The organism is Actinocorallia lasiicapitis, assembly GCF_054778695.1.
On sequence record NZ_BAAGZI010000072.1, the window covers coordinates 1 to 20,351 of the forward strand.

A 20,351-nucleotide genomic window follows, 5' to 3' on the forward strand; every position below is an offset into this window, starting at 1 on the left:
CACCAAGGTGGCATGCCCCCACCCTCTCAGGTGATTGAACTCCGGAACCCACTCAAGATCTAGGCATGTAGTACTAGATCGGCGACTAACCGGGCATGGACTGGGAACCTGCCGCGACCTTGACCGGGCGACCGGAGGAATCGACCGGGGCTTGCAGGACGACGGTCACCTTCTGGACCGCATCATGCTCGATCTTCCCGCTGACACCGGCCTCCAACACCCATACCTTGACCTTGCCGCTGCCCTCGCCGATCTTCTTGATCCCGACCTGAAACTCCAACGTCACCTGATCGATCGGGAACTGAATATCCGCTCCAGCGCCCGCGACCATCGCCTGCCGCAGTTCCTCACGCACCTGCTCGATCGCCTCGACCAACCCGAGCTCCGACACACGCCCTCCGCACCCCGCACCGACCCGCCCAGAACCTCTGATCGTAGGCCATCAACCCCTATCTATCGGGAGCATCCGCAAGAAAGAAGACGGACCCGGCTCGCCGACCAAATAGCGCGCAAAGGGGCCGTTCCGGATTAATCGGTCTGCTCGCGCCGCGCGGAGGCGTACTCCGAGGCGATCCAGCGCGGAGCGTTGATGCTCCAGATGGAGGCGCAACGCCCCACGCACCGAACAGGAGCCGCGCAATTCATACCGATTGTCCAGATTATTCGCATTTTACACAGATCTGCAAACTTGGACTATCAGCAAATCGCCAAAAAGGTGGCATAGCGCCTAGCGACATGCGTCCGACAAGATCAATTAGGTGACCGCCCAGCAGTCGCGAATATTCCTGCGAAAAAGTTTCCACCCCGACGCCATGCCTGTGACCTGGCAATGCTTGCCAATGGTCTTGATCTGTGCATTCAGAGTGGCCCGAGAAGTCGGATTCGGCTCGGTATCTCACGCTCGCATTTGACGGATTCCCCGCCGTACCCTTACGAGTGCCTGCTAGACCAGCAGGGACGGCCCCCGTCTAAGACGGGGGCCGCCACATGATCAACCCTCTTGCGTCGAAACAGGGAAGGGTTAATCTTGATTAGCATCAATGATGCGACGAAGAAGGTCCAGCAGAATCACCCACCTGACCGAAAGGTTCCGAAAGTCCGGTGGAGGATCCTCCTCCAAGTAGTAGGAACCTCAACCGCGATCGCGTTCGCCTTCGTCTGGCCCGCTCCAGCGTCTGCCTTCGCATTCGGACTGGGGGTGTGGGTGTTCCTGTGTCGCGACCGAGGCTAGCGATCTCACCGATGATCGGCCTCTCGCTCACCACCTACCGTTGATCCGCTGCGTGTCGTGTGCTCCAGCACCCGGCACGCAGCCAGTCAGCGAGTACTACGGATGGGCCGGCAGATCGCGAAGGGGCAGGCTCTCCATGCTCATAGCGCGCTGCCGTACTTGGCCAGGGACTTCCATACGGCTTCAGCGTGAGGGCTGCAAACCATGGGATCGTATTGATCAGCATCGGGAACAACGTGCTCGTACCCAGCTGCGAAGATCAACGGTGAAGATTCTCGGATAGAGGTGTTGAGAATCGACCGTCTTCCAGCACTCCCGCAGGCCAACAGCCCCTTTGATGCGCCCCACTCAGATTCACCTCGCTTAGGTCCACCGTTTCGCGCAGGTGAGCTCGACAGCCGTAGATAGCGGCACCAGGCACGTGAATGAGTTCGCGGACATCGAGGGAGGGGCAAGGCCGCTGGCGCTCGGACAGACCGCAGAGTTCAGCGGTCTCAAGGTGACCGTCACGAGGACGAAGGACGCGGGCCCGGTCTACGGTACCTTCGTCTATCTCTCGCTCAGCGCGATGACGGACGGTGCAAGCGTTTCCCCTGACGATTTCTCGCTGGAGCTCAACACCGGAGAGTGGGTCTCCGCGGACAAGCTCACCACGGGCGCAGGGCTTCAGGACGAGGGCATCCGCCTCGGCACGGGACGAACGAGCGAGATCCTCGTCCGCATCCCAAGAACCAGGGTGAACTTACATGAATGCCGGTTGGTCTATTCCCCGGGCAACAGCGGAAAGATTATCCGCTGGCAGTTGCAGTAGTTACGAGACCGAGGACGGATCTTCCCACCTGAGATCGGTGAGCAGTATCAACAGTATGGGGCTCGGGCAGGGGTGCTCAGAATTGAGAATTAATCGTCTCCCGGCACTGCTCACAGACCAACAGCCCCTTCCAAGTTCGCCCCACTCAGGTCAGCCCCACGCAGGTCAGCCCCGCGCAGGTCGGCCTCTCTCAGGTCAGCCCCACGCAGGTCTGCCCCATGCAGTTTCCCCCCATCCAGGCACGTCATGCTCAGGTTCGCCTCGCGCAGGTCTGCTCCGTGCAGTTTCGCCCTGCTCAGGTCCATCATGCTCAGGTTCGCCCCAGGGCTCCGGCAAAACAGCGTCCTGCCGAGAGCGAGCATGAAAGTCGATAGGGTCCGCACCATCAGGACGGGTGGGAGGTTCTCGCCCGGAGATGCTCGGGGGAGCATGATGGATCGCGACCGGAACCGCATCGTCACACCTACGTCAGATCCCGACCGGTGGCATGAGCCAGAGGTCGCACTGTTCGACGCGGGCCGATGTTCGTGGCAGATCGAGTACGGGAACTGGGGTCCGTCGAAGTACTGCGGGCAGCCCAGCAATCCAGGCGCTACCTTCGGCTACTGCGCGGAGCACGAGGCCGAACATCTGGAGAGCCACTGGCCGGATGGCAGTCCCCGCGAATAAGGACATGCCGGGCCAGGCGACGCCCTTGCTCAGAACAGCGACCCGTCCGCCGTACCGCCGTCGGAAAGGGCGAGCGACGGCTTTCGGGCCGTGTCCGGAACCGGGAGAACCCCTAGTGTTTCCAGGTCAGCCACCGTGATCTTCCGCTGGTCTAGCACGCGGCGAAGGAGGTCGTCCTGCCGTGGTTCCAGTTCGACCAGGCGGTTCAGGACGCTCAGCAGTTCGGCGAGCTCACGGATCCACTCGCTCGGCCATTCATCCACGTGGATGTCGTCGAGCGGGCTCGACTTCTTCCCGTCCGGCTGGGCCTTTCGGTAGCCGAACCACTTCTTCACGACGTCCATGCCACCGACGTCGAACCGCCAGACCGCCTCGCTGACCGGCCCGAACGACCCCGTCCCCACTTCGATGACCCGCCGATCGGCGTCGTAGCGCATCTCCGCGGGGACGCCCTCCACCGCGGCCTCAGCCCGCACTCGCTTCTCGTCACCTAGCGGGTAGAGCACATCACCGTGCGGCCGTCCCACCGCGTCGTCGTGGAAGAGCGCTCCGTAGGTCGATGCCCACAACACTTCTCGCCCCAGCTCCACCGCTTCGGCCCACAGCGCGGGATCAGCGGTCAACGGCACCCGCACCCCTGGGGTGACCAACTCGTCGACGAACCGCCGAGTGAATCCGCGATGGCCGGCCACCGCAGCGACGTAGGCCGCCAGGTCCTCTGCGGTCACCTCTTCCCCGACCGTTGCCCCAAGCATCGGGAGAAGCCGTCGCGGCACGTTCGCGGAACCATCCGGATGCAGCATGGGATGAGCGCGTCCACCACGCCCGTTGAAATGATGCGTGTCCGGAAGCAGCGCGGTAGCGACGACCGCCGGGCCTGAGCTGATCGCGTGCGAGGACTGCTGGTTCAAGAACAGCTGACCTGGCTGGAGCCCCGCCCACAACTCCGGTCTCGGGAAGTCGATAAGCCTCCGATCAGGAATCACCCACTGACGGTCGTAGGACCGGAACCCGACCCTGTGCAGTTCGGGCACGTCTCCGCGCTCGTCGCCGATCGGAACGTCATGCGGATGTCCCTGCGGGAGGGGATCGACGATTTTGCTAAGCCCACGGTCACGGGTCACCTTGAACGCGTCAGCCTTCACCCCCGGGTCCGTTTCCCGAACCAGGCGGCCCCAGCGCTCGACCAGCACCTCGGGAGACGGCGACATCACCCAGGCCCTGTTGGACGTCATGCCCAGACTGCTCCACGGGAACAGGTCATTCAGCAGTGGAAAGTCGTCCCAGGCCGATGCTGCGGCGGGCGTGAACGGATCGGTTGCGCCGGTGCGGACGAGCCGCCATCCGTCGTCCCCCAGACCGATCCCCTTGAGTTGCTCGTACTTCTCCGCTCGGCGGCCCGTCACCTTCCGGTAGCGAATCACCGCCGGCACATCCGGGGAGCTCGCGCCCGTTCGCACGAAGATGCTGATCGCCAGCGGCTGGGCGACACCGGGGAAGATCCGTGTGGCGACGTCCGGGCGTTGGCCCTCCGGCGTCAGGTCGATGATCCACCCGAAGTCGCAGGTACGCCGGAGATACTGGCGCATCCCCCTGCCACCCGGCCCGTTGATGAACCCGCTCGGGGTGATGAAGCAGATGATGCCGTTCTGGTCGCCGGGTTCGTCGAAGACCTTCCACGTCGCCCATCGCCAGAAGTACAGGTAGAGGTTCTTGAGGACGTGCTCGTACCGTCCGTTCCCCTCCAGCCTGAAGTCCTTGAGCGGCGGATCGCCCTTCCCCGCGGCGCCGTCCTCGATCCAGCCTCCCAGCCCTTCGGCCTTGTCCTTGTACGGCGGATTCCCGATCACGAGCGTTACCGGGGTCTTCGCCTTGACCTCGTTCGCTTTCTCCCGCGACGCCGAGATGGCGGCGAAGGTGGATGCGATCTGCTCGTCCTTGAGCCATGGGTTGTCGAGGGTGTTCGTCACATAGAAGCGAAGCCCACCCTTGGGGAGTCGAACACCGTAGCTTTTCAGCAGGTCAGAGGTCCGCAGCTCCGCGACCGCGAAAGGACCCATCTGGATCTCGAACCCGATCAGCCGGTTCACGAGGCTCCGGACCGCCTGTGGCCGAGCGCCGGGGCCGAGGGTCTGTTCCGTGCGAGCCGCGACGTGCTCGATGATCGCGTGGCCGAAGGTGCCGGTTCCCGCCGCCGGGTCGACGATCGTCACATCGCCGCTGGCGAGCCCCTCGGGGTGACCCAGGTAGAGACTGAGCACCTCATCCGACAGGCGGACCATTTCGGTCACTACTTCGCGAGGCGTGTAGAAGGTACCGCTCGCCTGTCGCAGTTTGTCGTCGTAGACGGCCAGGAACGACTCGTACAGGTGCAGGTAGATGTCCCGCTTCCCCTGGCGAATCCGGTCCCAGTCGACCGCGCCGATCACTCGCGCGAGCAAACCCAAGATCACATCGAATCGGCTGATGACGCCGTCGGTGAGCAGTTGAAGCGCCTTGCCCATCAGCGAGTGATCAGCGCCCAGCTTCTGGCCGACCTCGTGCAGGCTGTGCCCCTCCAGAGCGATGCCTTCCGTCCGCGCCAGAAGCAATGCGAAGGTCACTGCCTGGGCGTACCCGTCGGCGAACATCGCATCGTCGGCCTCGGGGAACAGTAGCTTCCGCCAGTCCTTCGCCAGCCCCGAGAACGGTCGGCTCGCCGCGTCATCCCCTGCACGCCCGGCAGCGCTCTCCTCGACCAGCTGCTCTTCGACCGCACCTCGCAGGAGTCGACACAGCGGGGCTATCCGCTCGACCAGAACACTCGCCGAACGGATAGGAACCGGCTTCCACGCGAGGAAAGACCGCAGCAGCGCCTCAAAGCGAGGCGTGTCCACGGACAGATCCCCACCAGCAGTCCGGAGGTTTCCGACAAAGGTGACCGGTTCATCCACCAAGGCACCTTCGCGATAAAATCGCCATTCCGTCCCATTTGTATAGATGAGGTTAGGTAGATTCCTCAGACGTTCCCACTGCACCTTGTTGCGACCCCGAAACGTCCCAGGATCGACCTTCATGCCCGGAGCCTTCACCTCGATATAGCCAACGACTGCCCCGTCCACTTCGACGGAGTAGTCGGGGCGCACCGCCAGATCGGGCAGCGCCGTCTCGGAGTGCCAGGCCACGTCGCCGGCCCCAACGGCGACAGCGACTTTTTGCAGCAGGTGCTCAAGTGGAGTCCGGAGAGCCGCCTCCGGCTGACCAGGCCCGTTCACCGCCGATAGGCACTCCGCACCGAACTCAGCCACGGCCTGACCGACACCGACGCCAACCATCCCAACCCCCTGCCTAGCCCACCAAGGGGACCGCGCCATCGATGCATGGTGGGCGCGCCCGCACCCAGCCGGGGCAAGATTGCCGAAAACCGGTTTGCAGGCCTAGAAATGTGACGATCGTCCAGGAGCCAGTATTTTGCACCCCAATCACTAGAAACCTCACCTGTTCTCAGAAAGTGACCAATTCGCCGCATGTCACGCCAGCTCTTTCGGCAGAGTCTCTTCTGGGCGGGGGCCGGTCGTTAAGCTCGCGCACCCTTTCTGCTTCGCGCTCCTTTGGCCGGATCATCCGCCGAGAAGGAGTGATGTGGAATGAAACGTCTAGTGGTGAGTCTTTCGATCGCCGTCGCGTTCGCGGCGGGATGCGGAGACCATCAGTACGGGCAAGCCCCAACGGTGGAGCAGACCGCGGTTGCGGTCGCGGCGAAGCCGAAGAAGGTGCCGAAGTTCTGCAAGAGCCTGGCCAAGCCGCCTGCGGGCTTGCGAGGAGCCGTCGGCAGCGGCACACGGCGCGGAGCGTCAGCCAGTGATAAGCGGGTGCTCAAGGCAGCGGCCAAGCAGTTGCGCACCGTGGCACGCGACAAGGCGGCCCCTGCCGTGGTCGGGCGTTCGGCGACCTGGCTGGACCGTCTGGTGAGCGGGCGATTCAAGGACAGCGACGTCAAGAAGATCGCATCGACGTTCAGCGACCTCGGCAAGGCGGTGAACCGCAAGTGCTCTGGACGCAAGTGACCAAACGGCTCGCGTTGGCCGTCTCGACGACTCTGCTCCTCGGATGCGTCACCGCCTCGGCACGAGCCGACGAGGACGCCGGACTATGCGGCCCCAACCGGGCACGCGCGACCATCCCGGGAACCTTCCCGCTGAAGGCCTGCTTCGACGGGACGACGCTGGTGGTGCTGAACGACACGGTCTTCCCGACCACCGTGAGGCTGACCGGCGAGGGAACCGGGCCCGGGAACGTCACCTGGCAGGGCGGTTTCGGGGCGGCACAGCTGATGGCCTACATCATGCCTCCCGACTTCGGTGCGACTCCCCAGATCGGCGGCCCAACGCTCCGTGCGGGAACGCTCATGCCCGGCTACCAACTACGGATCCCTATCGGCGCCCAACAGGTCGAGGTGGACGTCAGCCCCACCAACGGCGCGATCCAGCAGCAGTACATGATCGCCGAGGCTCTCTACCGGTACCTACCTCTGTCCGACGCGGCCGAGACGGTGCGCAGTATCGCGGCCTTCTTCGATGAACTTCGCGATGTAGGGAACGACTACAAGACCTGTATCCGCAATGCCACCAACACCTGGGGCAAACTCGGCTGCGGCGTCCTGGTCAACCGCAACATCATGTTCGCGTTCGGGCGGCTCGTCTTCGATCTGGCCAAGACCACCGACCTGTCCAAGACCAAGAAGCTCGCCATGGCCCAAGCCCTCGTAGGGCTGTTCGACACAGCGAAATGGGCTAGCGCCTCCATCGGCGACCTCTCCGCCTTCATCAACGGAACCAAACACTTCACGATCTCCGCGAGCGCTCCCGCACCCCAACCTCCGGCACCACCCCAGCCGCCGGCACCGGCACCGCCTCCCGCACAGCCCCTGGTCGCGACGGTGCAGAACAAACACCTCGAAGGAGCCACCGCCCTGGTCGAGGACTCCACACCCTCCTACCTATCCACCACGACACAGCCATACTGCGCCTCACGCGGCTGCAAGATCGGTGGAACCGACATGGTCAGCGGCGACACCTTCACCACCCTCTGCTGGGACACCGGCACCCTGATGACCAACGAGAACCGCCAAACCCCCGCCGACGACGCCAACCCCCACCGCATCGACACCGACCGATGGATGCGCGGCCAACACGCAGGCCAGACCGGCTACATCAGCTTCATCTACCTCACCCCCGCATCCCGAACCCTGAACGTCCCCCGCTGCTGACGACGAGCCCGCGTGATCGACCGGGAGGTCGGTCACGCGGGCTCTCTCGGACGGCGACCTTAACGGGGTCAGGCGGCCGCGGTGCTTCGCAGGACCATCAGTCCGCGGACGAGCGCGACGGTGAGCGCGGCAATCGCGGGAGTGAACCCGAATCCGCTGCCGAACTCAAAAGCGATCCCTTCGCCCTTGGCGCCGTCGGTCGCCCAGACAAGTCCCCAGAACAGGTCGACACGCCAGGCCACTCCCCACACGTTCGACAGAACGCCCAGCACGAACCCGATTGCCCATGAGGACGACGAAGGCGATGGCGAACGCCACCAGGGCCCACGGCCACACGCGTGCCCACCCCACCCATCGCGGAAGCACGAACACGAAGAGCACCGCCGCCACGAACCCCGCAGCGAAAAAGCCCCAGCCCGCAGAGGCCAGCATCGGCATCACCGTGAAGCCGATCATCACTGCCGGGCAGTAGTACCAGGCGACAGCGGGACGTTCAGCCATTCATCGCTCCAAAAACCCAAGACGACCCTATATTCGACTTATAGATAATCTCGGTTCTCTGGCACCGATACCAACGCAATCCATCATCAACTTCGCGACCACCACCCCCTCCGACCCCAGGCCAACCGCCCCCGAACCCGGATGAGGTGGTCTCAGTTTTGGTCTCATTCCCAGACGGCCGCGCGCGTCCGTAGCCGTCCCGAGTCGGAGAGAAGACCAGCTCAGGACGCTGAAGATCGTCGGCGGACGCGAGGGCGCAGACTTGGGAAGCGTGTGGTGTTGGGTTAGTGGGTGGAGGTGGCGATGTGGAGGGCTTTGGGGAGGGTGGGGGCGCCTTCCAGGCGGAGGGCGGTGGGGCCGGACTGCCAGATCAGGGTGTTGCCTGCGGTGTGGGCCGATGCTGTCTGGTCGGTGCCGTGGCGGTCGATGTACCAGATTTCGTGGGGGCCGTTGATCCATAGGGCTTTGGCGCCGTTGACGTTGGTCGGGTGGTAGAGGTCGGTGTCGGCTGAGAGGAACTTGCCGAAGATCCGGGTGTTGACGTGGCCGTCGAACTGGTCGAGGTGGACGGTGCCGAAGTTCATGCTCACCACGCGGCCGCTGTCGCTTACCACTACCTCGGTCGGTTCGGGGAAGACGGTGGGCAGGAGGATCGGGAATCCGGTCATGGCTCGGGCTTCGGTCAGAGATACCCGGACCTCCTTCGGCAGCACGGGTGTGTCCACGGGTGGGGGTCCCTTGCGGTCCCCGATCTCGATACCCGTGAATCGCAGTAGGTCGCCGCCGAGTGCACGGCCCTGTGGTGTCGCGGCGGCTACCAGGATGCCGATGAGGAGGCAGCCGACCCATTTTCGCCACCTTCCCGGGCCTCCCCCGGGCTGGCGGAGGGTCCTCACCCGATCGCCGGCCCTCCACCACCAGAAGGCGACGGCCCGCGTGCAGAAGGCGACCGGCCGCCTGCCCGCACGGAGTAGAGCCGTTGCCAGGCGGACGGCGGTGCTGCTTCGACGGGGTTCGCGGGCGGTAGGCGGGGTGAGGGTGGACAGGAGGGAAGCGGTGAGGTCGGGAGGGGGAGGGACGGCCAGGTGGGCGGCGAGGGCTCGGAGTTCCTGTTCGAGTGAGTCATCCATGGCGGGCCTCCTCTCCCAGGGCGGCTCGGAGGCGGGTCAGGCCTCGGGACGTGCGGGACTTGACCGAGCCGCGCGGGCAGGAGAGCACCTCGGCGGTCTCGGCTTCGTTCAGATCGAGGAAGTAGCGGCAGATGAGGACCTGTCTTTCTCGTTCGGGCAGCTTCTCGATCTCCGCGAGGAGCGCGGAGCGGCGTTCGGCCGCGAGGATCTCGCCTTCCGGGTCGTCAGGAGCGCGGGTCGGGGAAGGGACGCGCAAGGCCAGGCCCTCGCGACGTCCTCGGGAACGGATCGTGTTCTTGGTTTCGTTGGCGACGATCCGCAGCAGCCACGGGCGGAAGGCCGCCCCGGCGCGGAACCGGTCGAGCGCCGCGTGCGCCTTGACGAACGCCTCCTGCACGACGTCGTCGGTGTCGGGGCCCGCGCCGAGCAGTGCCGCGAGCCGGTGGGCGGGCGCGGTGAAGCGGGCGACCAGGGCCCCGTAGGCCTCAAGGTCGCCGCCACGCGCGAGCGCGACCAGCTCCGTCTCCTCCGCCATCCGCACCTACTACACCGCCCGACGACGGAAGGTTCCAGATCTTTCCGGCGGATCACCTCAATTCCTTCGGGTGGGCTCGGCGGACGGCGGAGGAAGCGGGGTGCGCGCTGCAATAGCATGGCTGCATCGAGATCCTGGGAGGGAATGGCATGTCGGGGACCGTTCGGCCGATCACGCTCATCGGAGAGCCGGTGCTGCACCGGCCGCTCAAGGAGGTGACCGAGTTCGACGCGGCGCTGCGGGAGCTCGCCGACGACATGTTCGCCAGCATGTACGCGGCGAACGGGGTGGGCCTGGCCGCCAACCAGATCGGAGTCGACCTGCGGGTCTTCGTCTACGACTGCCAGGACGCCGACGGTGAGCAGCACAAGGGCGTCATCGTGAACCCGACCGTCGAGTTCCCTGACAAGAACCGCACGCTCGACAACGACTCCGAGGGCTGCCTGTCGGTTCCCGGCCCGTACGCCGACGTCGCCCGCGTGGACCACGTCCACTGCAACGGCTTCGACCTCGACGGCAACGCGATCTCGCTGCACGGCACCGGCCAGCTCGCCCGCTGCTTCCAGCACGAGACCGACCACCTCAACGGCAAGCTCTACGTGGACCGCCTCACCGCGAAGGCCCGCAAGCAGGTCATCAAGGAGTACGAGGCGCTGCGCGCCGAGAACGCCGACGCCTGACCCGCCGCCCCTCCCCCGGCCGCCGGGTCAATCCGGCGGCACCGACTCGGCCAGCATCGCCCGCAGCCCGTCGACGATCTCGATCGTCTTGGTGAACAGGGTGCGGGCCTCGGCGAGCTGCTCCAGAGTCGAATCGAGGGTGCTGTCGTCGTCGCGGAGCAGCACCTCGGCGAAGAGGATCGACGAGGTGGCGATCAGCCCCGTGGCGGCCCCCTTGGCCGCGGTGCCGGGCAGATCGGTGAGCTGACGCGCCGTCCGCATCAGCCGTTTCAGCGCGACGACCGGCGGCTCCGCCGGATCCACGGCCGACCGGTAGCCCGCGTCGAACGACGCCCAGTCCCGGCTCCGCCCGCCCGAGCCGGCCGCGAGCTCCAGCTTCGCCAGGAGCCGCCCGACGAGATACGCGGCATCCCGGTCGGGCGGCTTGGGCTCTCCGTCCGGGCTCAACATCACCAAGGCCCGGCGCAGCGTCCGTGTGTCGATTCCGAAGTTGTTGGGCATCTCGCGCCTCCTGCAGTTCCGCTCGGAACCCCATCGTGCGCGCTCCACCGCCCCGAAAACGAAGCCCCGCGGAATCTGTGGAAAACCCGGTCAGGTGAAGTACCTGAGCCAGACGTACACCCAGGCCATCACGGTGCTGGCGGCCGTCACCAGGAGGCCGTAGCGGGTGAACTGCCAGAACGAGATGGGGTTGCCGGTCCGGGCGGCGATGCCGATGGCGACGACGTTGGCGCTGGCCGCGACGGCCGTCCCGTTGCCGCCGAAGTCCGCGCCCAGCGCGAACGCCCACCACAGGGCCCTGCCTTCCTGCGGGTCGGCGGTGTGGGCGACCACGTCCTCGACGATCGGGGTCATCGTCGCGACATAGGGGATGTTGTCGAAGAACGCGCCCAGCACGCTGGAACCGAACAGCAGCGCCGTCGCCCCCAGGAACGCGTCGTCGCCGACGGCGTTCACGATCCAGGTCCCGGCCGTCTCGATCACCCCGGTGTGCCCGAGGGCGGCGACCATCGCGAACAGGCCGGTGAAGAACACGAGGGTCGGCCACTCGACTTCGCGCAGTGCCTCGCCGGTGTCGGCGCGGGTCACCAGCAGCATGACCCCCGCCCCGACCAGGGCGATGATCGACGGCTCCAGATGCAGCACCGAGTGCAGGCTGAACGCGCAGATCACCGCGCCGAGCACGATCATGCTGCGGATGAGGTTGCCCTTGTCTGTGATGGCCCGGTGCTCCTGGAGCTGCATCACCTCCGCGACGTGTTCGGGATGGTATTCGAACGACTTGCGGAACAGGAACCGGCTGAACACTACGAACGCCACGAAGACGACCACGACGATCGGCGCCATGTGCACGAGGAAGTCGTTGAAGCTCAGACCGGCCCTGCTGCCGATGATGATGTTGGGCGGGTCGCCGATCAGGGTCGCCGCGCCGCCGATGTTCGAGGCGAGGATCTCCGCGATCAGGTAGGGCTGTGCGGGGATGCGCAGCCGGTTGCAGACCACGACCGTGACCGGCGCGACCAGCATGATCGTCGTGACGTTGTCCAGGAAGGGCGAGGCGACCGCGGTGATCGCCATCAGCATGACCATCAGCCGGTAGGGCCGCCCCTTGGACCGTTTGGCCGCCCAGATCGCCATGTAGTCGAACAGGCCGGTCCGCCGGATCTCCCCAACGATGATCATCATGCCGAACAGCAGGAAGATGACGTTCCAGTCGATGCCCTCGTGTTCGGAGAAGAACATTTCCGACCCGGGCGTCAGCCCGAGCACGGTCATGGCCCCCGCCGCGATGAGCACGACCCTGACCTTGTTCACCCTCTCGCTGGCGATGAGGGCGAAGGCGATCACGAAGATGGTGATCGCGAGCAGTCCGGTCACGGCTCAGCCGCCCGGACCGATGATCGCCAGGCTGGTCAGCAGGCGCTCCAGGGTGATCGCGCCGACGAGCATCCCGCGTTCGCCGACGACGGCGGCGAGCGGGCTGCGCAGCGCCGCCATCACGGCCGCGACCTCCAGGAGGTTCGCGTCCATCGAGACGGTCGCGGCCCTGAGCGCCGGCCTGGGCAGGCAGTCGCCGACCGTGCGGTCGCCCAGCTCCTGCCAGAAGAAGTCGGCGTGCGCCTCGTCAATGGTCCTGACCAGGGCGGGATCCTCCCGGAGCGTCGCCGGGATGGCCATCCTGAGCACCTGGCTGCCCGGCAGGACAGTCCACGGACGGCCCCGGTCGTCGACCACGATGAGCCCGGGCAGCCGCCGGACCGCCATCATCCGCACCGCGTCGACGACGGGGTCCCGGACGGTCACCGTCGGGAGGTTCATGGCGATGTCGCGCGCTTGCATTGCACCATCCAGTCCGGCGGTCGGGGTGGGGTTCATGGCGTCTCCAGGGCGATCTGGCCGAGCTTGCGCTCCAGGGCGGCGAGCCGGTCGAGGATCGGGCGGCTGTGCAGGACGTCGGCGACGCGGTCGGCCTCGTCCTGGCTGAGGTCGAAGCAGAGGCCGGGCGCGTCCGGCCGGGACGGGTCGGGCACGATCAGCCGCCTGGTGCCGTCGTGCCGGACGAGCAGGCTGAACTCCCGTCCGTCCGCGTCGGCGAAACGGTGCAGCACGCCCGTTCCCGGGACGGTGTTGAAGCTGATGTCCATGTCGGTTCTGCCTCCGATCTGTCCGGCTTCCGCCTGCCGTTCCAGCCATCGGGCCAGGTCGGGGCCGACCCTGACCTGGACGCGTGAGACGTCCAGGTCGTCCACGCGCACGCCCCACGTCCTGGTGCGTTCGTTGATCGCCGCTTCGGCCGCCGCCATGGCGTCGCCGTCCGGTTCGAGGAGGTCGCGGAGGTCGCGGCGGGCGAAGTGGCCGCCGATGCCCTCCCTGGCCGCCAGCGCGACGACCCGCTCCACGTCCCCGCCGGCCTTCACGAAGGCCTCGGGATCGACGACGGAGGCGAGCCCGCTGGCGTTGACCGTCAGCGGCAGGCCGTCCCGGCTGACCGCCGGAACCCACAGCAGATCGGCCCGGACGGCCCCTTCCGGCACACCGGACGCCCGGCGCTCCCGCACGACCAGCACGACCCTGATCAGGACGGCGACTCCGGCGAGGAGCGCTAGGATCCCCAGGATCTGGCCCATGTCCCGACCTCCGATGAGCTGTCCGGTCTGTCCCTTTCAGTCTGTTGACGCGCCCGCATCGAGGACATCGGGTCTGACACCCATCTCCGGTGGGGGCGAACCCGCAGGCCACGCGCATGATGGGGGGTGAGTCGCATGGACAGGGCACCGGCGGTCCGCGAGGCTGGTGGGGTGTCCCTCCGCAGGCGTGCCACCCCCGCCAGGGCGCTCTTCCGGCGCCTGTCACTGATCAACGGCACGGTGTTCACGCTCGGCACGCTGGTGCTGGCGGTGTCGCCCGCGACGGTCTCCTCTCCGGTGCTCTGGACCGAGCTGCCCGTGCTGACCGTCGGCCTCGCCGTGATCCTCGCGGCCAACACCCTGCTGCTGAAGGCGAGCCTCACCCCGCTGGAGGAGCTGGCGACGCTGATGCAGCGGGTCGATCTGCTGCGGGCGGGCGACCGGCTCGCCGACCACGGCAACGGCGACCTATCCCATCTGATCGTCACGTTCAACCAGATGCTCGACCGGCTGGAGGCCGAACGCGCCGCCAGCACCGGCCACGCTCTCGCGGCGCAGGAGAACGAACGCGAACGCATCGCCAGAGAGCTTCACGACGAGATCGGCCAGAGCCTGACCGTGGTGCTGCTCGGGCTCAAACGGGCCGTCGACCGGTCGCCGCCCGAGCTCCAGGACGATCTGCACGCCGTCCAGGAGACCGTCCGCACCAGCCTGGAGGAGGTGCGGCGGGTCGCGCACCGGCTGCGGCCCGGCGTGCTGGAGGATCTGGGGTTGCGCAGCGCGCTGAAGTCGCTGATCGGCGACTTCTACGGGGTCAGCGCGATCCCCGTGACTCTCAGCATGGACAACGAACTGCCCGCCCTGACCGGGGACGTCGAACTGGTGCTGTACCGGATCGCGCAGGAGGGGCTCACCAACGTGGCGAGGCACGCGGGCGCGTCACAGGTCACGCTCTCGCTCACCGCGGCGGACGACCAGCTCGTCCTGCGGATCCAGGACGACGGCAGCGGCGGGACCATCGAGGAAGGGACGGGGGTGCGGGGTATGCGCGAACGGGCGCTGCTGATCGGGGCGAGACTGACCATCGACTCCACCGCGCGGGGCACCTGGGTGGAGCTCCGGATACCGCGGCGGAAGTGGAGGTGACGGCATGACCCCGACCAGGATCCTGCTGGCCGACGACCACGCGCTCGTCCGCCAGGGCCTCCGGCTGATCATCGACGCGGAGCCCGATCTGACCGTGGTCGCCGAGGCGTCCGACGGGGCGGAGGCCGTCGAGGCGGCGAGCGCGGGCGGCCTCGATCTGGCCGTGCTCGACATCGCGATGCCCCGGATGACCGGACTGCAGGCGGCGCGCGAGATCTCCCGGCGCGCGCCGACCGTCCGGATTCTGATGCTGTCGATGTACGACAACGAGCAGTACTTCTTCGAAGCGCTGAAAGCGGGCGCCAGCGGCTACGTCCTCAAGTCCGTCGCCGACCAGGACCTGCTGGAGGCGTGCCGGGCGGCGATGCGCGGCGAACCCTTCCTCTATCCGGGCGCGATCACCGCGCTGATCCGCGACTATCTGCGGCGCGACCGGGAGGGCGGACGGCTGCCCGACGCCATCCTCACCCCGCGCGAAGAGGAGATCGTCAAGCTCATCGCCGAGGGGAACTCGGCCAAGGAGATCGCGGAGCTGCTGGTCATCAGTGTGAAGACCGTCGACCGGCACCGCGGCAACATCCTGCAGAAACTCGGGATGCGGGACCGGCTCGAACTCACCCGCTACGCGATCCGCGCGGGCCTGGTCGAGCCCTGACCGCCGAGCGCCGTGATCTATGATCTAGGGCGTGTGAGCAGGTCAGCACCGAGCGAAGGGCGGGTGGCGGTGAGCGCGGAGCTGGCCGGGTTCTGGCGGGAACGGCACTTGTGCACGATCACGACGCTGCGCGCGGACGGGACGCCGCATGTCGTTCCGGTCGGCGTCACCTACGACCCCGAGACGGGGATCGCCCGGGTGATCTGCGACGGGAAGTCGCAGAAGGCGAAGCACGCGGCGCGTCCGGGCGCCTACGCGGCGGTCTGCCAGGTGGACGGGGCCCGCTGGTCGACCCTTGAGGGCACGGCGACCGTGACCTCCGATCCCGCGGCCGTCGCCGACGCCGTGCGACGCTACGCGGCCCGCTACCGGGAGCCGCGCGTCAACCCCGACCGGGTCGTCATCGAGATCCAGGTCGCCAGGAAGCTGGGGACGGTCCGGTGACCGTGTACTTCATCGGCGCTGGCCCCGGCGCCGCCGATCTGGTGACGGTCCGCGCGCTGCGGATCATCGAGCGGGCGCCCGTCTGCCTGTACGCGGGCGCCCTGGTCCCGGTCGAGCTGCTGGACGCCTGCCCCGCCGACGCCCGTCGCGTGGACACCGCCGAACTCACCCTCGACGAGATCGTCGCCGAGCTGGCCGAAGCCCACACGGCCGGGCTCGACGTCGCCCGGCTGCACTCCGGGGACCCGTCGGTGTTCAGCGCGATGGCCGAGCAGATGCGCCGGCTCGACACGGCCGGAATCCCCTACGAGGTCGTGCCGGGGGTGCCGGCGTTCGCCGCCGCGGCGGCCGCGCTGAAACGCGAGCTGACCGTCCCGGGCGTCGGCCAGACCGTGATCCTCACCCGGACGTCCGCCCGTGCCACCCCGATGCCGGACGGCGAGGATCTCGCCACGCTCGGTGGCAGCCGCGCCACGATCGTCCTGCATCTGGCCGTCCAGCGGATCGACGCCGTGGTCGAGGAGCTCCTCCCCCACTACGGGCCCGACTGCCCCGCCGCGGTCGTCGCCTACGCCAGCCGCCCGGACGAGACGATCCTCCGCGGCCCCCTCGCCACCCTCCCCGGCCAGGTCCACGCCGCGGGCATCCGCCGCACCGCCATCATCATCGTCGGCCAGGTCCTCGCCGCCCACGACTTCCCCGACAGCCACCTCTACTCCCCCGACCGCTGCCGCGTCACCCGGCCCGACCCCTTTACGCAGTAAGGTCATGCCTGAGCGGAGGGTGGCGGCGGAAACGCTGCTGTTGCTCGGAGGAACCGGAGAGGCCCGGCGGCTGGCCGGGATGCTCGATCCGGTCGACGGGCTGCGAACGGTGTCCTCGCTGGCAGGTCGGGTCGGGAAGCCCGTGCTGCCCGTCGGCGAAGTGCGCGTCGGGGGGTTCGGCGGGGTGGACGGGCTCGTCGCGTGGATGCGGGAGGAGAACGTCCGCCTCGTCGTGGACGCGACGCATCCGTTCGCCGCGGGGATGAGCGCGTCGGTCGCGGAGGCCGCCGGGATCGTCGCAGTGCCCTGGGTAGTGCTGCGCAGACCGGGGTGGACCGAACGGGACGGCGACCGGTGGCAGTGGGTGGGCGACATGGCCGAGGCGGCACGGGTGGTGGGCACGCTGGGCGGCCGGGTGTTCCTGACGACGGGGCGGCAGAGCATCGGGGCGTTCGCCGGGCTGGACGGGCTGTGGTTCCTCGCGCGCTCCGTCGACGCGCCGGAGGGCGCGCTGCCCCGGCGGCTGGAGGTGGTGCTCGATCGGGGGCCGTTCAGCGTCACGGGGGAGATCGAGCTGATGCGGCGGCACGCGATCGACGTGCTGGTGACCAAGGACAGCGGCGGGGCGATGACCGCGGCGAAGCTGGACGCGGCGTGTGAGCTCGGTGTGCCGGTGGTGGTCGTGCGGCGGCCGCCGGTGCCGGCCGGGGCCGAGGTCGTCGAGACCGTCGAGGCGGCCGCGCGCTGGGTTCGGTCGCGGCTCCCCGGCTGAGACGCCGGGGAGCGCGCGACTCACGCGGGGTAGCGGCGCGGCGTGTAGACCTGGGTGCGGCCGTTGCGGGTGATGGTCCGGGTCGTCGAGGAGCCGATGATCAGGAGAGTGCGCATGTCGACGGTGGCGGGGTCCAGGTCGGCGAGGGTCGTGATGGTGAGCTGTTCGGCCGGGCCGCCGATGTCGCGGCCCTGCACCACCGGGGTGGCGGGGTCGCGGTGCTCCAGGAACAGGTCGCGGGCCGCCTCGATCTGACTGCGGCGGGTCCTGGACGCCGGGTTGTAGAGGGCGACGGGCAGTTCGGCGGCGGCCGCGGCCGAGATCCGGGCGGCCACCACGTCCCAGGGCTTGAGGATGTCGGACAGCGACAGGACGCAGAAGTCGTGGCCCAGCGGCGCGCCCGCGCGGCTCGCGACCGCCTGCGCCGCGGTCAGCCCGGGGACCACCCGGACGTCCACCTCGGTGAAGCGCGGTTCGGCCGCGACTTCGAGGACGGCGCTCGCCATCGCGAACACCCCGGGGTCGCCGGAGGAGACGACGGCGACCTTCGCGAGGCCGCGGACCAGGTCGAGGGCGTGGGCGGCGCGTTCGGCCTCGACGCGGTTGTCGGTCGGGAAACGGCGCTGACGCGGGTTCGCGGGGACCCGGTCCAGGTAGGGGCCGTAGCCGATGAGCGTGTCGGCGGCCGACAGCGCCTCCTGCGCCTCCGGGGTCAGCCAGGGGCGTCCGGCCGGGCCGAGGCCGACGACCACGACCTCCCCCGGGCTCTTCGGCGTCGCCGCCACGGGGGTCGGAATGTCGGCTTCCTGCTGGTTCATCGGGCTGGGGAGCAGGGCGAGGGAAAAGTACGGGGCGGTGGCGGGGTCGACGTCCCTGAGCGGGAGCAGGCGTTCGGCGCCGGTGGTCGCGCGTTCGACGTACCAGGCGTCGTCGAGCCGGCCCGCCTTCTCCAGAGCCGCGCGGACCTTGGGGAACGTGCGGCCGAGTTTGAGCACGGCGGCGGCGTCCGTCGAGGCCAGGGCCGTGGCGAGGGCGTCCTCGGAAAGGGTGCCCGGCAGGATCGTGAGGATCTCCTCGCCCTCGACCAGGGGGCGGGCCAGCGCGGCCGACGCCCCGGACACCGAGGTGACGCCCGGGACGACCTCCGCCTCGTAGCGGCCGGCCAAACGCTTGTGCATGTGCATGTAGGAGCCGTAGAAGAGCGGATCGCCCTCGGCGAGGACGACGACGTCGCGGCCCGCGTCCAGATGGGCGGCCAGACGTTCCGCGCAGTCGGCGTAGAAGTCGTCGAGCGCGCCACGGTAGCCGCCGGGATGGCTGGTCGTCTCGGTCGTCACCGGGTACATCAGGAGCTCTTCGATCTGCCCTTCCCGCAGGTAGGGGGCGGCGACCGAGCGGGCGATGCTCCGCCCGTGCCGGGCCGAGTGGTAGGCGATCACGTCCGCCGCGCCGATCAGCCGGGCCGCTTTGACCGTCACCAGTTCGGGATCGCCGGGCCCCAGCCCGACGCCGTACAGCTTGCCCGTCACTACTCTTCCTCGCTCGCGATCGCATTGACGGCGGCGACGGCCATGGCGCTGCCGCCACGCCGCCCGTGCACCACCAGATGGGGCAGGTCGCTGTCGGCCAGCGCCTGCTTGGATTCGGCCGCGCCGATGAACCCGACCGGGACGCCGATCACCAGCGCGGGACGTCCCGCGCCCTCGGCGATCAGCTCCAGCAGCCGGAACAGGGCGACGGGCGGGTTGCCGATGGCGACGACGGCGCCGTCGAGGAGGCCGCGCCAGAGTTCGAGCGCGGCGGCGCTGCGCGTGGTGGCGAGCTTCGCGGCCAGGCCGGGAACGGACGGGTCGTCGAGCGTGCAGACGATCGGGTTGTCGGCGGGCAGTCGGCGGCGGGTGATCCCGGACGCGACCATCTTCGCGTCGCACAGGACGGGCGCGCCGCCGAGCAGCGCGGCCCGGCCGGAGGCGACGGCACCCGGCGACCAGGCGACGTCCGGCACCAGGTCGACCATCCCGCAGGTGTGGATCATGCGGACGATCACCCGTGCGACGTCGTCGGGCAGCCCGACGAGGTCGGCTTCGGCCCGGATCGTCGCGAACGACCGCCGGTAGATCTCCGCCCCGTCGCGGACGTACTCCATCAAATCCCCTCTCGCGCCGCCGTGACGGCGACCCCGATCTCCTCGCGCCGGGACAGTACCGCTCCCCCGTCGACCCGGTAACCACCCGGGGTGGCCACAACGTCGACAAACCGCCCAGAAGGCTTACCGCATCTCCGGTCACATCCGGACAAGTGCACCGCGCCGCCGCGGCTCAGCACGACGTGCGGGGCGTCTCCCTGCACGTCGGCGAGCGCCTTCCCGCATCCGGGCCGCCCCGCGCAGGCCGTCACCCCGACCAGCACCGATCCGGCGTCCACGATGAACCCGGCCTCGGCCAGCACGTCCACGGCACCCGGGTCGGGCACCACGACACCGCGCCAGGGCGTCACCACGAGCCGTTCGAACCGGGCCAGCACCGACGCCTGGTCCGCGCTCATCCGTCCCAGGGTCACCCCCGCCACGACCGCACGCCCCGAGATCCCGACCGCCGCCGGCGCCCCGTCCGGCACCGGGCCGCACCCGTCCTCCGT

At 68.2% G+C, this 20,351-nt stretch carries 21 protein-coding genes and 1 pseudogene; 9 read left to right on the top strand and 13 right to left on the bottom strand.

Annotated features, from left to right (window positions below; translation table 11 throughout):
* Positions 1–85: 85 nt before the first annotated feature.
* Positions 86–391: a trypco2 family protein gene (locus ACYVE7_RS11400; protein ID WP_460364588.1), complete on the bottom strand. Its 306-nt coding sequence runs from the start codon at positions 389–391 to the stop codon at positions 86–88.
* A gap of 1,225 nt (positions 392–1,616) precedes the next feature.
* Here ACYVE7_RS11400 and ACYVE7_RS11405 point away from each other — a divergent pair.
* Positions 1,617–2,042: a hypothetical protein gene (locus tag ACYVE7_RS11405; RefSeq protein WP_460364589.1), complete on the top strand. Its 426-nt coding sequence runs from the start codon at positions 1,617–1,619 to the stop codon at positions 2,040–2,042.
* Between the two features lie 110 nt (positions 2,043–2,152).
* On the opposite strand, the gene ACYVE7_RS11410 is transcribed toward ACYVE7_RS11405, so the two are convergent.
* On the bottom strand, positions 2,153–2,497 hold the full coding sequence (locus ACYVE7_RS11410; protein ID WP_460364590.1) for a pentapeptide repeat-containing protein: 345 nt from the start codon (positions 2,495–2,497) through the stop codon (positions 2,153–2,155).
* 243 nt (positions 2,498–2,740) lie between these two features.
* Positions 2,741–5,998, bottom strand: coding sequence for a type ISP restriction/modification enzyme (locus ACYVE7_RS11415; protein ID WP_460364591.1), 3,258 nt, complete (start codon positions 5,996–5,998; stop codon positions 2,741–2,743).
* Positions 5,999–6,337: 339 nt separating this feature from the next.
* On the opposite strand from ACYVE7_RS11415, the gene ACYVE7_RS11420 reads away from it, so the two are divergent.
* Positions 6,338–6,757: a hypothetical protein gene (locus ACYVE7_RS11420; RefSeq protein ID WP_460364592.1), complete on the top strand. Its 420-nt coding sequence runs from the start codon at positions 6,338–6,340 to the stop codon at positions 6,755–6,757.
* On the top strand, positions 6,739–7,959 hold the full coding sequence (locus ACYVE7_RS11425) for a hypothetical protein (RefSeq protein ID WP_460364593.1): 1,221 nt from the start codon (positions 6,739–6,741) through the stop codon (positions 7,957–7,959). The genes ACYVE7_RS11420 and ACYVE7_RS11425 overlap by 19 nt, the downstream gene beginning before the upstream one ends.
* A gap of 68 nt (positions 7,960–8,027) precedes the next feature.
* Here the strand turns inward: ACYVE7_RS11425 and ACYVE7_RS11430 are convergent, their stop codons facing one another.
* The 3 genes from ACYVE7_RS11430 to ACYVE7_RS11440 all read right to left on the bottom strand — a co-directional run bounded on the left by ACYVE7_RS11430 (position 8,028) and on the right by ACYVE7_RS11440 (position 10,125).
* Positions 8,028–8,231 carry a hypothetical protein gene (locus tag ACYVE7_RS11430; RefSeq protein ID WP_460364594.1) on the bottom strand — a complete coding sequence of 68 codons (204 nt, stop codon included), beginning with the start codon at positions 8,229–8,231 and terminating at the stop codon, positions 8,028–8,030.
* A gap of 513 nt (positions 8,232–8,744) precedes the next feature.
* Positions 8,745–9,185 (bottom strand): hypothetical protein, encoded by a 441-nt coding sequence (locus tag ACYVE7_RS11435; RefSeq protein ID WP_460364596.1) that lies wholly within the window; start codon positions 9,183–9,185, stop codon positions 8,745–8,747.
* A gap of 397 nt (positions 9,186–9,582) precedes the next feature.
* Positions 9,583–10,125, bottom strand: a complete 543-nt coding sequence (locus tag ACYVE7_RS11440) for an RNA polymerase sigma factor (protein WP_460364597.1) — start codon at positions 10,123–10,125, stop codon at positions 9,583–9,585.
* Between the two features lie 149 nt (positions 10,126–10,274).
* On the opposite strand from ACYVE7_RS11440, the gene def reads away from it, so the two are divergent.
* Positions 10,275–10,805: a peptide deformylase gene (def, locus tag ACYVE7_RS11445; RefSeq protein ID WP_460364598.1), complete on the top strand. Its 531-nt coding sequence runs from the start codon at positions 10,275–10,277 to the stop codon at positions 10,803–10,805.
* Positions 10,806–10,832: 27 nt separating this feature from the next.
* Here def and ACYVE7_RS11450 read toward each other — a convergent pair whose 3' ends face one another.
* From ACYVE7_RS11450 to ACYVE7_RS11465, 4 genes are all read right to left on the bottom strand, one after another.
* Positions 10,833–11,306: a hypothetical protein gene (locus ACYVE7_RS11450; RefSeq protein ID WP_460364599.1), complete on the bottom strand. Its 474-nt coding sequence runs from the start codon at positions 11,304–11,306 to the stop codon at positions 10,833–10,835.
* A gap of 90 nt (positions 11,307–11,396) precedes the next feature.
* Positions 11,397–12,683, bottom strand: a complete 1,287-nt coding sequence (locus ACYVE7_RS11455) for an ArsB/NhaD family transporter (RefSeq protein ID WP_460364600.1) — start codon at positions 12,681–12,683, stop codon at positions 11,397–11,399.
* A 3-nt stretch (positions 12,684–12,686) separates the two neighbouring features.
* Entirely contained in the window at positions 12,687–13,145 is a 459-nt protein-coding gene (locus ACYVE7_RS11460) for a CBS domain-containing protein (RefSeq protein ID WP_460364601.1), read from the bottom strand.
* 32 nt (positions 13,146–13,177) lie between these two features.
* On the bottom strand, positions 13,178–13,933 hold the full coding sequence (locus tag ACYVE7_RS11465) for an SPFH domain-containing protein (RefSeq protein ID WP_460364602.1): 756 nt from the start codon (positions 13,931–13,933) through the stop codon (positions 13,178–13,180).
* Between the two features lie 135 nt (positions 13,934–14,068).
* Here ACYVE7_RS11465 and ACYVE7_RS11470 point away from each other — a divergent pair, with 135 nt between their 5' ends.
* From ACYVE7_RS11470 to ACYVE7_RS11490, 5 genes are read left to right on the top strand one after another with little or no spacing between them, the layout of a single operon-like run.
* Positions 14,069–15,079: a sensor histidine kinase gene (locus ACYVE7_RS11470; protein ID WP_460364603.1), complete on the top strand. Its 1,011-nt coding sequence runs from the start codon at positions 14,069–14,071 to the stop codon at positions 15,077–15,079.
* Positions 15,080–15,083: 4 nt separating this feature from the next.
* A complete protein-coding gene (locus ACYVE7_RS11475; RefSeq protein ID WP_460364604.1) occupies positions 15,084–15,734 on the top strand; it encodes a response regulator in 651 nt (216 codons plus the stop codon).
* A gap of 33 nt (positions 15,735–15,767) precedes the next feature.
* On the top strand, positions 15,768–16,178 hold the full coding sequence (locus ACYVE7_RS11480) for a TIGR03618 family F420-dependent PPOX class oxidoreductase (RefSeq protein WP_460364605.1): 411 nt from the start codon (positions 15,768–15,770) through the stop codon (positions 16,176–16,178).
* Complete coding sequence (gene cobM, locus ACYVE7_RS11485; RefSeq protein ID WP_460364606.1) at positions 16,175–16,942, top strand: precorrin-4 C(11)-methyltransferase; 768 nt, start codon at positions 16,175–16,177, stop codon at positions 16,940–16,942. Before ACYVE7_RS11480 ends, cobM begins: the two co-directional genes overlap by 4 nt.
* A 4-nt stretch (positions 16,943–16,946) precedes the next feature.
* Positions 16,947–17,714 (top strand): cobalt-precorrin-6A reductase, encoded by a 768-nt coding sequence (locus ACYVE7_RS11490; protein WP_460364607.1) that lies wholly within the window; start codon positions 16,947–16,949, stop codon positions 17,712–17,714.
* 20 nt (positions 17,715–17,734) lie between these two features.
* Here ACYVE7_RS11490 and ACYVE7_RS11495 read toward each other — a convergent pair whose 3' ends face one another.
* From ACYVE7_RS11495 to ACYVE7_RS11505, 3 genes and pseudogenes are all read right to left on the bottom strand, one after another.
* Positions 17,735–19,243: a precorrin-2 C(20)-methyltransferase gene (locus tag ACYVE7_RS11495; protein ID WP_460364608.1), complete on the bottom strand. Its 1,509-nt coding sequence runs from the start codon at positions 19,241–19,243 to the stop codon at positions 17,735–17,737.
* Positions 19,243–19,860 carry a precorrin-8X methylmutase gene (locus tag ACYVE7_RS11500; protein WP_460364609.1) on the bottom strand — a complete coding sequence of 206 codons (618 nt, stop codon included), beginning with the start codon at positions 19,858–19,860 and terminating at the stop codon, positions 19,243–19,245. Before ACYVE7_RS11500 ends, ACYVE7_RS11495 begins: the two co-directional genes overlap by 1 nt.
* A pseudogene (locus ACYVE7_RS11505) lies at positions 19,860–20,351 on the bottom strand (hypothetical protein); the annotation flags it as partial. The gene ACYVE7_RS11500 and the pseudogene ACYVE7_RS11505, both read right to left, overlap by 1 nt.

What these genes read in the sequence shown, in the direction of transcription:
- ACYVE7_RS11490 (WP_460364607.1), top strand. Translation starts at nt 16,947, where the DNA reads ATGCCTGAGCGGAGGGTGGCGGCGGAAACGCTGCTGTTGCTCGGAGGA.
- ACYVE7_RS11470 (WP_460364603.1), top strand. Translation starts at nt 14,069, where the DNA reads ATGGACAGGGCACCGGCGGTCCGCGAGGCTGGTGGGGTGTCCCTCCGC.
- ACYVE7_RS11440 (WP_460364597.1), bottom strand. Translation starts at nt 10,125, where the DNA reads ATGGCGGAGGAGACGGAGCTGGTCGCGCTCGCGCGTGGCGGCGACCTT.
- ACYVE7_RS11465 (WP_460364602.1), bottom strand. Translation starts at nt 13,933, where the DNA reads ATGGGCCAGATCCTGGGGATCCTAGCGCTCCTCGCCGGAGTCGCCGTC.
- def (WP_460364598.1), top strand. Translation starts at nt 10,275, where the DNA reads ATGTCGGGGACCGTTCGGCCGATCACGCTCATCGGAGAGCCGGTGCTG.
- ACYVE7_RS11500 (WP_460364609.1), bottom strand. Translation starts at nt 19,860, where the DNA reads ATGGAGTACGTCCGCGACGGGGCGGAGATCTACCGGCGGTCGTTCGCG.
- ACYVE7_RS11475 (WP_460364604.1), top strand. Translation starts at nt 15,084, where the DNA reads ATGACCCCGACCAGGATCCTGCTGGCCGACGACCACGCGCTCGTCCGC.
- ACYVE7_RS11410 (WP_460364590.1), bottom strand. Translation starts at nt 2,497, where the DNA reads ATGCGGTTCCGGTCGCGATCCATCATGCTCCCCCGAGCATCTCCGGGC.
- ACYVE7_RS11450 (WP_460364599.1), bottom strand. Translation starts at nt 11,306, where the DNA reads ATGCCCAACAACTTCGGAATCGACACACGGACGCTGCGCCGGGCCTTG.
- ACYVE7_RS11460 (WP_460364601.1), bottom strand. Translation starts at nt 13,145, where the DNA reads ATGCAAGCGCGCGACATCGCCATGAACCTCCCGACGGTGACCGTCCGG.
- ACYVE7_RS11420 (WP_460364592.1), top strand. Translation starts at nt 6,338, where the DNA reads ATGAAACGTCTAGTGGTGAGTCTTTCGATCGCCGTCGCGTTCGCGGCG.